Here is a 13,280-nt window from a genome sequence, read left to right as displayed (position 1 = left end):
TCACTGTGGGGGTGGCACCGTCGATCCCTTGTCGTCCACGCTGGCCGGCGCCCTCGGGGCCACGTTCGCCGCGCTGCACCAGTGGGCCGTCGAGCGGGGCGCCGACCGGCTCGGCGAGCAGCGCAAGCTCCGCGCCCTGGGTGATCCGACGCGGCAGCTGGTCGCCGCCGAGGAGGACCTGGCCGACCTCCGGCGCGTCGAGTTCGCCGCGGTGTCCGACGGCGACTGGCAGGCCGCGCTCGACGCCGTGGCCGCCGCGCTGGTGGCGGCCGACATCGGCGGGCTCGTCCGCGCCGATCCCGCCGTGCTCACCGACGAAACCCGGCTGCGCGCCCGGGTTGCCACGGCCGGACGGCGGGCGCTCTCGTCCGCGGCGCTCGGGCCCGACGGGACGGCGGCCCACGACCGGCTGCTGACCGAGTGCTGCCACCGGGTCGCGCGCCGGGCCCGGGCCGTCGACGAGGTGATGCACGCGGTCCAGGCCGCGATGGCCGGCGAGATCGCCGAGCTCCGGCGTCAGGTGTCGACCCTCGGCGTGGAGCCCGACCGGCGGGCCCGCGGGGTCGCGGACGCCTTCGAACGGCACTACCTCTCCTACCTCGCCGGCTCGTTCGCGACGTTCGAGCTGTTCCAGGTCGGCGCCGGCCGCGCACCCGCGCGTCACTCGTTCGAGCGGTTCTACTCGGTGCCCTCGGTGGCCCGCCGTTCCTCCTCCCCCACCGACACCGCGCTGACCGGCACCGGCACCGACGCGGCGCACGCGCTGGTCGGCGACCGGCACGTCCTGCTCGTCGGCGGGGCCGGTGCCGGCAAGACGACCCTGCTGCAGTGGCTGGCGCACACCGCCGCGACCACCACGCGCGCCGGGACCGAGGACGACGACCCGTGGCGCGGTGTGGTGCCGTTCTTCGTCCCCCTGCGGCAGTTCACCGACCGGCCGCTGCCGCAGCCGGAGGACCTGGTCCGGGTGAGCGCGCCCGCCCTCGCCGGCGAGATGCCGCCGGGCTGGGTGAGCGGGCTGCTGCGGTCCGGGCGGGCGATGGTGCTCGTCGACGGCGTCGACGAGGTGCTGCGGACGCGCCGCGAAGAGGTCCGCGGCTGGCTGGAAGGCTTCCTGCGCGGGTATCCCGAGGCCCGGTACGTGATCACCACGCGGCCGTCGGCGGTCGACGACGACTGGCCGTCGGTCGGCGCCCCGCTGCCGCGGTACGAGCTGCTCCCGTTGAGCGGCCGGGGCATGCGCGAGCTCGTCTCGCACTGGTACGCCGCCGCGCGGACACTGGAGACCGACGAGCTGCAGCGGACCTGGCTGACCGGCTGCGAAGAGCGGCTCCGCGAAGCCCTGGCGGCGCGTCCGGACGTGCGGGGCCTGGTGTCGAGCCCGTTGCTGTGCTCCCTGCTGTGCGCGCTCTACCGGCGGGAGAACATGTACCTGCCGCAGAGCCGGAAAGACCTGCTGGACAAGGCGTTGCAGCTGCTGCTGGGCGAGTGGGACACCCGGCGCGGGGTGCAGGTCGAGGACGAGCTGCGGATGTCGGACAAGGAGAAGATCATCCTCCTGGAGCGGTTCGCCGCCCCGATGGTCCGCAACGCCGAGCTGCTGGTGCGTCGTGACGACGCGGCGAAGCGCTTCGCCCGCGCGATGTCCGGCCTGCGGTCGCAGGGCGCCGACGCGGACCAGGTGCTGCGGCACCTGCTGGAGCGCAGCGGCGTGCTGCGCGAGAACAGCGCCGACCACCGGATCGCGTTTGTGCACCGGACGTTCCGCGACTTCCTCGCCGCGGGTGAGTTCGTCAAGGCCGGCGAGATCGGCTACGTCGTCGAGCACGCCCACGACGACGCGCTCAACGAAGTCGTGTTCATGGCCGCGGCGCAGGCCCGTCCCGCCGAGGCCGGCGACCTGCTCGCCCGGCTGCTGGAGCGGGCGGGCCGGCGCGGCACCCGCCGCGACCACGAAGTCGCCGACCGGCTCGTCCTGCTGGCGGCCGCGGCGCTGGGCCACGTCGACGTCATCGAGCCCGAACGGGTCCGCACCGACGTGCTCGCCGCCGTCCGCGGCCTGGTTCCGCCGGCCGGGTTCGACGAGGCGGAGCTGCTCGCCAAGGCCGGCACGTTCGTGATCGACCTGCTGCCCGGGCCCGCCGAGATCGACGAGCTGGCCGAGCGCACCGGCGAAGCGCCCGACCGGATCGCCGCGCGCGTCATCCGCACGCTGGCGCTGATCGGCGGTGAGGAGTCGTGGGAGAAGATCCGGATGTTCAGCGGTTCGCACGGCCGGTCGGTGATCAACGAGCTGCTGCGCGCGTGGCGGTACAACGAGTACTCCGAGGAGTACGCGGCCACTTCGCTGGCCAACGTCGAGTTCGGCGACTTCCTGCTGGAGGTCCACCGCTGGGACGTCCTGCGGCGGCTGCACCACCTCCGCACGCTCAAGGCGATCCAGCTGGTCGGCGACGTCCCCCTCGACGACGAGGCGCGCGGGATCCACCCGCTGCCGCGCCTGCACGCGTTGCGGCACCTGGAGCTCAAGTCGAACGACGTGGTCGGCGACCTGGACGGCCTCGTCGACTGCGCCGGCCTGCGGTCGTTGTGGATCTCCGGGTTCAGCAGCGCGATCACCGACCTGTCGGCGCTGACCCGCATGGGCGTCACGGATCTCCGGCTGCACGCCGGTTCCCTCGACGCCATCAAGGCGTTGCACACGCTCGACAACGCGCGGCTGCCCCGGCTGTCCCTGCGGCACGGGCGGCTCGCGGAGGGGCTGGACGTGCTCCCGGAAGGACTCCGGGTCGGCGAGCTCGAGATCGCCCTGCGCGCCGACCAGCGCAACCTGCGCGGCATCACCCGGCTCGCCGAGGTCGAGGCGGTCGCGATGGCCGGCATCCCGAGTGTCGAGGAGGTCGGCGAGCTGGCCGCGCTCCCGACGTTGCGGCGCCTGACGTTGACGATCCGCGAGCCGGTGCAGGACCTGGTCCGGCTGCGGCGGCTGGGCGCGGTCCGCGTCGAGCTGCACGGAATCCCGGTGACGCAGGAAGGCGCGGCGCGCGACGCCCTGCCCGAGGCCGACATCGTGCTCTACACCGACTCCTGAGCCCGGTTCAGCGTGAATCCGTTCCGGGGAGGGCGATCCCGGCGGCGCGGAGCTTCTTCTCGACGAGCGAGGCCAAGCGGGCGGCGGCGGTGTCCGGGCCTTCGCCGTGGTGGGCGACCATCCGGTAGCGGGTCGCGGTTTCGGTGCGGGCCTGCAGGCCGGTGACGATCCGCAGCTGCGCGGGGTGGGCGAGGTAGTGCTCGGCCATGTCCGCGGCCAGTGCGGCGACCCGGGGGTCGTCCGGCTCCCAGCCGCTGACCTCGGCGCTGCGCGTGGCCAGCTCGACGAAGCGGGGGTCGTGCAGCGCCTGCTCGATGTCGGTGAGGTAGTCGTCGAAGCCGTCCGGGACCAGGGCTTTGGCCAGCACGAAGGACTCGCGGGCCGTCTGCACGTCGTGGGCCGAGAAGCCGAGGGTCGGCATGCCCTCCAGCATCACCACGGCCCGGTCGGGCAGCAGGGTCCGGTCGCCGGAGGTGAGCCGGTGGAGCATGTCCCGCTGCGCGGTCAGCTCGGTTATGCGGTCGGTGAGGCGCCGCCCGACGTCGACGAGCGTGGCCGCGAACGTCGTGGTGTCGGCGTCGAGCAGGGAGGCGATGTCGGCCAGCGGCACCCCGGCGGCGGCCAGGGTTTTGACCCGCACCAGCCGCAGCAGCTCGGCCGACCGGTAGCGGCGGTACCCCGAGCTGTCGCGCGCGGGCTCGTCGAGCAGGCCGAGCTTGTGGTAGTGCCGCACGGTTTTGATCGTGACGCCGGCGAAGACGGCCGCCTGGCCGATGGTCACCCCGTCGGTCATCGGCTCGGCGTTTCCCGCACGGCCGCGGCGACGGCACGGAAGTCCTTGCGCAGGATCTGCGTGTGGTTGCTCCCGACCTTCGCGCTGACCCGCAGGTTCGGGTTCCGGCGGAGCACCGGGTCGAGGGACGCGCGCATCTCCTCCATCTCTTCGGCGCCACCACCGAGGTTCGCGCCCGTGGCGAAGACAAATCGCACCGGGCAGGACAGCCGGTCCAGCAGCGGTTCGAGCGCGGCGCAGATCTCGTTGATCTCGATGCCGATCTCGGCGTGCTGGGCGGCGCTCATCGAGGCGGCCAGGCCGAACGGCCGCGCGAGCGGCAGGAACATCCGCATCCTGCCGAAGATACGCCGGATCTTCTCCCGGTCCTCCTCCCCGGTGTACCCCCACGGAACGGCCCCGTCGACCGAGACCACCCCGGCGACCCGATCCGGATGCCGGTCGGCCCAGTGCACGGCGAGCGCGGCCCCGTAGGACCAGCCGACCAGCAGCGGCCGGTCGACGCCGGTCGCCTCGAGCACGGCGTCGAGGTCACGGAGACACGCCTCGAAGGAGTAGTCGGCCGACCGCTTCGACCGGCCGCGAGCCCGTTCGTCATAGGTGACGTGCCGCCACCCGGGCCCGAGCGCGGCGATCACCCGCCGCCAGGATCGTTGGCCGGCGTAGGAGCCGTTGAGGTAGACGAGGGGCCGGCCGGCACCGCGCGTGTCGGTGACCGCGAGGGCCGTGTCGTCGACCGGCACCAGGCCGGTCCAGGGTGTGGTGGTCATGAGGGCAGCGTCCACCTTGACCTCGGGTCAAGGTCAACGCTCTGGACTTCGACGCCGATGTTGGCCAGGATCGCGCTGTCATGGATCGATTCGAAACCGCGAGCCTGGCGCTCATGCCGGGCCGGCGGGTCCGCGCCACGGTGCTCGGCCATCACCCGTGGGGGCTGGCCGCACGGATCGCCGGCCACGAGGAGATCGGCGCTTCGGTGGACATGAAGTCGCCGTTTCCGGCGGTGGGAACCGAGCTGGACGCGGTGGTCGAGGACGTCCGGCGGTGGTCGCCTCCCGCGTGGGTCCGGCTGAGTATCCGGCCCGAGGACCTGGAGTCGTTCCGCCGGCCGTGCGACTTCTGCGGCGTTCACACGGTCTTGAGCGCGGGTGGCGACGGCCTGGTTCTCGACGTCCGCAGCAACGACGGCCCCGGCAGCCACACGGTGATCGTCCACCGCACCTGTCTCGCGGACCGCATCGGACCGGGGAGCTCCGGCGAACGGGCGCGGGCCCTCACGATCGGGACCCGCAGTTGGCCGTGAGAGGCCTTCCGCAGCTTCCGGCTCCCGTCGACCAGACGGTAGACGAGACGCCTCGGCCGGTCAGCTCAGGTTCCGCACGATCGTGTCCATCTCCCGGCGTGCCGGACCGCGGACCGGGACCCTCGTCCACCACCAGCCCGCACCCGGCTCGACCGCGTCGTCGATGTGCGCGAGCAGTCTCCGACCGTCCGGCTCGGTGAACGACCTGAACTCCTCGTCGACCACCGCCCACGCGGACAGCTCCGCGCCGACGGCACCGAGCCCGTCGGCGACAGCGTCACGCGCGAACAAGGCGGCGAGGTAGTCGTGCGCACCCCAGACCGTCCGGTCACTGTCCGGACGGTCGAGATCCCCGCGCAGCTTCGCGACGTGCCGCTGCCACGACACGATCAAGCTGTCCAGGAGGGCGTGTCCCCCGTCCTCATCCAGCCGACACCTCGCTGAGGTAGAACGCCAGCCGCCCCGGATCCAGGTCCGGCTCCCGACTGATCGGCGCGGCCGCGAACTCCAACGCACCGACAACCTGCTCGACGCTCAAGGGGTAAGACGCCGGAACCGACAAGTCCGGCAGGCTCAGCGCCCGCTCCAACTCCGCACGAGCGACCGGCCGCAGTTCCACCGCCCACTCCAGAGTCTCGTCGTCCTCCCGAAAGGCCTCGACCAGCCAGCTCACGGCTCCACCGCCCTCCCCTCAGGCAGGACGTTTCCCGTAGTACGGCCGGACCACCTTCCCCAGCTTCCGCTGGATCCCCCGCAACAGCCCAATCGTCGCCCCGTCGTCGAAGCCGGTTGTCGTGCGCCACTCGAAGCCGGTGCCCGCCAGGTCGCTGACGAACACGATCTCCGTTGCGATCAGCACCCGCGCCCAGTCCACCGGGGCCAGCGGGGTCCCCTCCCGCAACGCCCGCCGCAGCCGTTCGCACTGGGTGAGCAGGTCGGCGAAGCCCTCGAACCCCATGCCGACCGCCAGCTCGTCGCTGCACCGGGCCGGGCCGCCCCACTCCAGCAGCGCCCGGTCCAGCAACGCGATCTCCTCCAGGGCGAGTAGGTCGCCCGGTGTCGGACCGGTCACCGGTTCTCGACGGCAGGCACCTCGTCCGCCACCTCGCTGAGGTAGAACGCCAGCCGGCGCGGGTCCAGGGCCGGCGCCGGGTCGGGCGGTGTGACCGCGAAACCCAGCGCGACCGTGACCTGCTCGGCACTCAAGGGGTACGACGCCGGGACCGACAAGTCCGGCAGGCTCAGCGCCCGCTCCAACTCCTCGCGAGCGACCGGCCGCAACTCCACCTCCCACTCCAGAGTCTCGTCGTCCTCCCGAAAGGCCTCGACCAACCAGCTCACGGCTCCACCGTCCTTCCCGGCACCGGGCCCTTGCCGGGGATGGGATCGCCGGTGGCCGGGTCGACCGGGCCGAGGTGCCGTCCGCGTTTGTCGTAGGTTTCCAGCTCACCGTGCTGGGAGTCCCACTCGTAGATGTTGCCCTTGCTGTCCTTCCACCGCTTGCGGAGTCCGCCACCACCCTGGACGCCCGTCTTCGGCTTGGCCGGCTGCAGGCCCTTGACCCCCGGGATCGACTTGGGCGCCGGCGTGTACCCGCAGTTGTCGCCGCCGCCGCCCTTCGGCGCATTGTGCACCAGGACATCCGTGTCGCCCGCCGTCACGTAGTAGACATGGTCCTCGTCCACGGTCAGGTTGTGCACCCGGGCCGGCCGGGTCAGCTCGTGGACCGCCGAAACCGTCACCGTGGCGCCGTTCGCCGCCAGCAGGGTGTCGCGAGGGTGGAGGTCCTCCGCGTCCACCCAGCTGCGCTGTGCGGGCACCCAGAACGGGTGGCCGGCCGTCGCCACGATCGGGGCCTGGCCGGTCACCGTGATCTCGACCAGGCGCTTCCACCCCTGCCCGATGATCGTCGCGACCACCTCGCGAGACGTGCTCCGCCCGGTCTCGACGTCCGTGGCCACCACCCGGTCGCCCAGCCGGACCTGGTCGATCGGGCGACGGCTGCCGTCGGCCATCAGCACCAGCGTGCCCGGCGCGAAGCTGTTGCACCCCGTCACCTTCGACAGGCGTTCCTCGGCCTCCTCCACTCGACGCAGGTCGGACGCCGCCTTGTCGCGGCGCTTCATCCACGTCAGGGTGTCCTTGAACGCCGACACGATCTTGTCGACGATCTTGCCGCCCTTGAGGACCTTGCCCCACGGCAGCGACGTCAGGATCTCCCAGGCGCAGCCGGCCAGGTTGAAGTCCTTGATGCAGTTGTCGACGACGCCCTTCACGCCGATGATCTCCTGCAGGATGTCGCCGCCGACCTGGATCGCCACGTCGATCCAGCTGCGCTTGTCCGCCGCGGCCTTCTTGGCTTCCTCGTACTCCGCCTGGCTGAGGCCCGCGTCCTTGAGCGCCTGCTGCTTCGTGTCGCCCGCGCCCGCGCCGCCGCCACCGCCGGTCCACGGCGGGTCGATCCAGATGCGGTAGTAGAAGACCTGGACGACCCAGTAGGTCACGGCCACGAACATCACGATCGGCATGAACAGCCCGGCGTAGTAGAGCGTCCAGAGGACCGTCGTCACCGCGGTCCGCTGGGCCACCGAGACGGTCTTCCAGTACAGGCCGTTCGGGTCCGAGTTCGTCACCGGCGAGTTGTTGCCGTAGGCGTACCCGTTGAGCTGCTGCGGGTCGTCGACGTCGAGCACCGGGTCGGCCGAGGCGAACCGGCCGGTGACCGGGTCGTACTCGCGGGCGCCGAGGTGGGTCAGGCCGCTGCCGTCCTTCGTGCCGCCGACGAAGCCCTTGTCGTCGGCCCACGACGCCGGCTGCTTGCCCCGCGGGTTGCCGAACGGGTCGGCCTGCCGCGACTTCGCGTCCAAAGTGGACGCGTTGATCGTCATCGACGCGGTGCCCTGGTGGTCGCCCAGCAGCCACGACAGGCCACCGCCCGGGCCGGACGTCCGCACCGCGACGGCGGAGCCGCCGTGGTCGTAGTAGCGCCGCGCGGTCAGGTCCTTGGTCGTGTTCTGCAGGACCAGTTCCATGCCGTCGAGGTAGAGCGTCGTGATGCCGGACTCGCGCTTGATCAGGCGTTCGCCGTCGGCGTCGTAGACGAACGACGACTCGCGCCCGTCGTGCTCCTTGAGCTTCGCCAGGCGGCCGCTCGCGTCCCACTCCAGGGTCTGCGACGACCCCGACACCTTGCGGCCGGTCGTGTTGCCCGTCGCGTCGTAGGCGAACTCGTCCTTCGCCGTGCCCGTCGGGCCGGTCTGGGTGACGGTCCGGAGCGTGTGCGGCTGGGCGCCGTCCGGGCCGCCGTAGGCGTAGGTCCGCGTGGTGTCCCCCGCCGCCGTGTGCTCGACGTCGGAGGTGCGGTTGCCGCCCTTGTCGTAGGCGTAGTCGTGCCAGTACGGCGCGGTCCCGCCCAGCCCGGCGACCGACGGCCGCTCGCCGCAGTTCCCGCTCTTCGGCGTGAACGCGCTGGTCATCCGCTTGAGGTGGTCGTACCCGAAGCACTGGACGTCGCCGGGCGAGCCCGGCGGGGTGTCGGCCAGCTTCGTGATGTTGCCCGCCGGGTCGTAGCCGTAGCTGCGCTTGGCCAGGTACGCGCCGCTCTCGAGGTTGCGCTGGACGTCGACGCCGGAGAGGCGCCGGGTGCCCTCCTCGTAGAACATCGAGGTGTAAACCTTCTTGCCGCCCGTGCCCAGCGTCAGCCGCAGCGTCTCGCCGTACTTGGAGTACAGGTGCTCCGGGACGTAGGTGTCGGCGCCCTGGGTCTCGGTGGGCAGCCCGAGGTCGTTGTAGTAGTAGCTGATCAGCTCCGGGTCGAGGCCGCCCGCGCCCGGCTGGGTGCGGGACGTCACCTGTCCGGTGTTCGTGTCGTAAGAGGTCTTGAACGAGTAGCTGCCGGTCAGCTTGCCTTCGCCGTCGGGGATGACGACCTTGGTCTCGGTCGGCCGGTTCGCCGCGTCGTAGGAGACGACCTGCTTGGTGTAGGCCTTGCCACCGGCGTTCCGGGTCGACGTGTCGACCGTGCCGCGCTTGACCTTGTCGTAGGACCAGGTCGCCACCGTCGCCTCGGGCGCGTCCGCGGCCGGCCGCTCGAACTGTGCGGCCGGGCGGCCGAGCTTGTCGTACTCGGTCCGGACGCGGACCCCGCGGGCGTCGGTCGTGGTGTCGAGCTGGTCGAGCGCGGTGTAGGTGTAGCGCCGGTCCCCGGTGTCCGGGTCGTGGTCGGCGACCTTGCGGCCGAGCTGGTCGTACTCGGAGGTCCACTTCGCGTTGTCCGGCCCGACGAGCGCGGTCATCAGGCCCCGCACGTCGAACTGGTACTTGGTCGAGTCGTAGTCCCCGGTCGCCTCACGGCCGTGGTACTGCCGCTTCTCGACGGCGTTGCCGTGGACGTCGCGGATGACCGTGGTCGTGGTCCCGCCCAGCGGCGGCACGGTGGTCACGCGGTCGGCCGCGTAGCTGGAGCTCGTCCGCCACTGCTCGACGTCGAGCTTGCGGAAGATCACCGCGGTCTCGCGCTGCTGGGAGTCGAACTCCGTCACCGTCTGGTTCGGCACGGCGTTGTCCAGCACGCCGAGCAGCGCGTCCCCGGCGGGCTGGTCGTTGTAGTACGAGCCGTTGACCTTGGCCTGGAGGCCGCGGGAGTCGTAGAACCAGTCGTTGACGATCCGGCCGCCCGCGACGGCGGGCAGCTGCGTCTGGCGTTCGCGCAGCAGGCCGTCGTAGAGCGTGTACGACGTCGTGTAGCCGCCGTTCTCCCGCAGGGAGCTCGTGGTGACGACGGTCGGCGCGTCGGTCCGGTACCGGTAGCCGAACGTGCTGGTCGGGTCCTTCTTGTCCGCTTTGGACTGCCCGGGCGCCCAGGCGCGGACGAGCCGGCCGAGCGCGTCGTACTCCATGTCGGCGCGGCGGCCGCTGATGTCCTCGTCGGACGTCGTGAGCCCGTGCGCCGGGTCCATCGTCGTCACGGCCGTGTACCCGAGCGGGTCGGTCTTGGTGACCTTGCGGACGCCGAACTCCGGGCCCGGCTCATAGGCCGACTTGACCTCGTCACCCGCGGAGTTGACCACCTTGACCGGACGGCCGAGGTCGTCGTAGGTGGTGCCCTGGGTCAGCTGCCACTCGGTGCCGGTCCAGCGCTCGGTCGCGGTCAGGTTGCCCTTGGTGGGCGCGGCGCCGGAGGCGAGGCTGTCGTAGCTCTGCCGGACCTTGCCGATCAGCTTGCCAGGGGTGTTCTCGTCGGCCGAGCACGGCAGCGCGACCGTGCGCACGCTCGCCGGGCGGTCCTGGATCCACGCGGTGTCGTTCGCGGTGTACTCGGTGCGGGCGCAGGTTTCGTCGCCGGTGACCGCGAGGTCGCCCGCGTCGTCGACGCCGACGACGTTGCCGTGGGCGTCGAAGGAGTTCTTGACCTCCGTGCGGCGCCAGGTCCCGTCGCCGAGCAGCGTCCGGCCGCGGGTGGTCTCGACGTTCGTCATGTACGCCTTGTCGTCCCCGGCGGTCGCCGTCGGGCCGTGCAGCCACGGGACCTTGACCGACGAGGAGACCAGCTTGCCGCCGTCGTAGGACTGGGATTCGAGGGTGAACCCGGCCAGGACGTCGGCGTCGGTGACCTTGCCGCCCTCGGAGTCCTCGACCGCCACCTGCCGCGTCCCGCCGGGCCGCCGGTCGCCGTCCATGCCGCGCAGGAACCGCTCGACCGTCACCGTCTGCGGGGTGCCGGGTTCGCCGGTGGTCGTGCGGACCTCGCCGAACCCGCGCCACTGCGACCAGGTCCGGTGCTCCGGCTCGCCGAAGTCGGCGTCGTCGAAGTGCCACGCGGCGTCGCCGAGGTAGTCGTAGGCCGTCTTCTTCAGCGCCGAGCCGCCGGTCCGGTCGTCCTCGGTGACCGCCTTGACGACGTACTTGTGGAACCAGCCCAGCACCGCGTCGTAGCCGTGCTCGGGCAGCCACCAGCTCGGGAAGCACAGCTTCCCGTTGGTTTCGGGGTTGGCGGGCATCGCCGAGCCCCAGACGCATTCGCGGTCCGAGTACTTGACCTCGGTGATCCCGCCGGCCTCGTTCTGCACACGCTCGACGCGGTAGCGGGTGATCGGCGGCAGGCCGTCGCCGGCCGCGACGCGGTTCGGCATCGAGAGGCCGTGGAACTTCATCTCGGGCAGGGAGTCGGTGCCGCCGGCCAGGCCGGTGTGGGTGATCCCGGCCAGCCACAGCGCCGGGGAGAGCCCGTCGCCGGTGTCCGGGAACTCGTGCCGCAGCGTCCACGCGTCGACGTCGCGCCACTGCGCGGCGCCGGTGACGTCGTCCCGGCGGATCTGGGTGAGCACCTTGACCAGCCGCTTGCGGCTGAAGAACGCCGGTGACGTCCGGTTCTCGCACTTCTCGCCGGCCGCGCAGATCCGGTCGAACGGCACGTCCGGCCAGTTCTTCGCGGTGTCCTTGGTCAGCTGGCCGGCGTTGCAGGCGAAGGTGCTCGTCGGCAGGCACCGCTCGGCGGTGTCGAACCAGACGCGCGAGGGCGCGGGCGCGAACAGCGCGTCCGAGCGCAGGCCGTACTCGACCCGGCGGAGGCTGTTCGCCGCGACATACGAAGTCTGCTTGTCCGCGGCCATGTCCCGGCCGTAGAAGTTCGTTTCGGGCTCGTAGTAGTACGTCGTCGCGTTGCCGTTCGGGTCGACGACGTAGTCGAGGTTCCAGCGGTAACCCTGCTGGCACCAGGAGTCGGCGAACGCGGTCTTGGCGCACGGCTCGCCGGCGTTGTTGCCGAACACGGGCACGGTCGAGGTCGAACGGGTCTCCGGCTTGCCCTCGCTCCAGCCGGGAAGCCGGTTGAGGCCGAGGAAGTACTGCGTGCCGTTGCTGCTGGTGATCTTCCAGTGCTCACCGTTGTCGTCGCCGTTGGTGGCGCCGGTGAGGTGCTCGATCCGCGAGCCGTCGTCGTGCTTCGGCACCCACAGGCCGGCCTTGGCGTCCTTGAGAACCAGCTCCGCCGAGACGCCGTTGAGGCTCAGGACGGCGTTGTCGGTGGCCCAGCAGAGGTCGCCGGTCTTGCGCTGGGCCTGGCTGCCGCCGAGGTCGTCGGCGCAGGCCTTGTAGCGGCGCTCGATGAACCCGCCCGCGGACAGCTCCCAGCCGTCGCCGGGGGCCGCGGCCTGGTTGTTGGTCGCGCTGGTGCGGCCGTCGACCGTGCCGGAGGAGTACCCGAGGCCGAGCTTCGGGGCGACCCCGGCGTTGGGCGGCGGCACCCGCAGCGGCACCGAATAGGTGAAGTCACCGCTCGACCCGCCGCCAGACCAGGAACCGGCCGGGGACAGCCCGGTGGCTTCGAACGAGCCACCCGCGCCGGAGGGCGCCGCCGCGGCGGCCAGCATGACCCGCGAAGCCGAACGCTGCTGCTGAGCGGGCAGCGCCACCTTGGCGGTGACGGTCCGGGAAGCCGTGTCGTTCACCGTCTCCACCGGGGTCGCCGTGCGGCACTCCGGGCGTTCCGGGGTCCGCGCGGCGCAGTCCGGCAGCTGGACGAGCTTCAGCCGCGAGCCGTAGTCCCCGCCGAAGGCCGATTCGAAGCCGCGGTAGTCGACCCGCACCGACAGCGACCGGCCGGCCGCGCCCCCGGCGTCCTCGACCGCCAGGACGAGACCGGTGACGCCGGCCTTCTCGGCGCGCCCCTGGTCCAGCGTCTCGACCCGGACCTTCGCCTCGCCGACGGGCGCGGCCGAGCGCGCCTGCGCCTTCGGGGCGTCGACGGCCACCGCGACCGGCAGCGAGCCGGCCTGCCGGAAGCCGGGCGCGGTGGCCGAGCGCGCGGCCACCCCCGGCGCCGTCGTCTCGGCGCTCGCCGCTCCCGGCCACTTCGCCTCCGGACGCGGCCGGGCGAGCGCCTCGTCGACGGCGTTGACCGGCAGCGGCCGGACCGGCACCGGCCCGCCGGGCACGGACTTCTCCTGCTGCAGCTCGGGCAGGTGGACGAAGCTGGGCTCGTCCGCCGCGGCGGGCAGGGCCTGCACCGTCGTCACGGCCATCACCGCGGCCAGGACGAGGGCAAGGTTGGGCGCAAAACGTCTTCCGGACATGCCGAACTCCAGATTCGGGTC

General features: G+C 72.0%; 9 protein-coding genes. 2 read left to right on the top strand and 7 right to left on the bottom strand.

Annotated elements, in window-relative coordinates; genetic code table 11:
* Nucleotides 1–28 precede the first annotated feature (28 nt).
* On the top strand, nt 29–3,091 hold the full coding sequence (locus ACZ63J_RS36790) for an NACHT domain-containing protein (protein WP_465407511.1): 3,063 nt from the start codon (nt 29–31) through the stop codon (nt 3,089–3,091).
* A 7-nt stretch (nt 3,092–3,098) separates the two neighbouring features.
* On the opposite strand, the gene ACZ63J_RS36785 is transcribed toward ACZ63J_RS36790, so the two are convergent.
* Together ACZ63J_RS36785 and ACZ63J_RS36780 are read right to left on the bottom strand one after the other, a co-directional pair.
* Entirely contained in the window at nt 3,099–3,884 is a 786-nt protein-coding gene (locus ACZ63J_RS36785; protein WP_465407513.1) for a MerR family transcriptional regulator, read from the bottom strand.
* Nucleotides 3,881–4,654, bottom strand: coding sequence for an alpha/beta fold hydrolase (locus tag ACZ63J_RS36780; protein ID WP_465407515.1), 774 nt, complete (start codon nt 4,652–4,654; stop codon nt 3,881–3,883). The genes ACZ63J_RS36785 and ACZ63J_RS36780 overlap by 4 nt, the downstream gene beginning before the upstream one ends.
* An 80-nt stretch (nt 4,655–4,734) precedes the next feature.
* Between ACZ63J_RS36780 and ACZ63J_RS36775 the strand changes: the two genes are divergently transcribed.
* Nucleotides 4,735–5,187 carry a hypothetical protein gene (locus ACZ63J_RS36775; protein ID WP_465407517.1) on the top strand — a complete coding sequence of 151 codons (453 nt, stop codon included), beginning with the start codon at nt 4,735–4,737 and terminating at the stop codon, nt 5,185–5,187.
* A 60-nt stretch (nt 5,188–5,247) separates the two neighbouring features.
* On the opposite strand, the gene ACZ63J_RS36770 is transcribed toward ACZ63J_RS36775, so the two are convergent.
* Genes ACZ63J_RS36770 through ACZ63J_RS36750 form a run of 5 tightly spaced genes read right to left on the bottom strand, consistent with a single transcriptional unit; the run spans nt 5,248 to nt 13,259 of the window.
* Nucleotides 5,248–5,580: a hypothetical protein gene (locus ACZ63J_RS36770; protein ID WP_465407519.1), complete on the bottom strand. Its 333-nt coding sequence runs from the start codon at nt 5,578–5,580 to the stop codon at nt 5,248–5,250.
* Between the two features lie 28 nt (nt 5,581–5,608).
* A complete protein-coding gene (locus tag ACZ63J_RS36765; RefSeq protein WP_465407521.1) occupies nt 5,609–5,860 on the bottom strand; it encodes a hypothetical protein in 252 nt (83 codons plus the stop codon).
* 18 nt (nt 5,861–5,878) lie between these two features.
* Complete coding sequence (locus ACZ63J_RS36760; protein ID WP_465407523.1) at nt 5,879–6,259, bottom strand: hypothetical protein; 381 nt, start codon at nt 6,257–6,259, stop codon at nt 5,879–5,881.
* Nucleotides 6,256–6,528, bottom strand: a complete 273-nt coding sequence (locus ACZ63J_RS36755) for a hypothetical protein (RefSeq protein ID WP_465407525.1) — start codon at nt 6,526–6,528, stop codon at nt 6,256–6,258. The genes ACZ63J_RS36760 and ACZ63J_RS36755 overlap by 4 nt, the downstream gene beginning before the upstream one ends.
* Nucleotides 6,525–13,259 carry a colicin E3/pyocin S6 family cytotoxin gene (locus ACZ63J_RS36750; RefSeq protein WP_465439802.1) on the bottom strand — a complete coding sequence of 2,245 codons (6,735 nt, stop codon included), beginning with the start codon at nt 13,257–13,259 and terminating at the stop codon, nt 6,525–6,527. Before ACZ63J_RS36750 ends, ACZ63J_RS36755 begins: the two co-directional genes overlap by 4 nt.
* Nucleotides 13,260–13,280 lie beyond the last annotated feature (21 nt).

This window comes from Amycolatopsis sp. NPDC104863 (assembly GCF_055582965.1).
The sequence above is the reverse complement of the archived record's forward strand: the minus strand, read 5'-3'. Positions and strand labels throughout refer to the sequence as shown.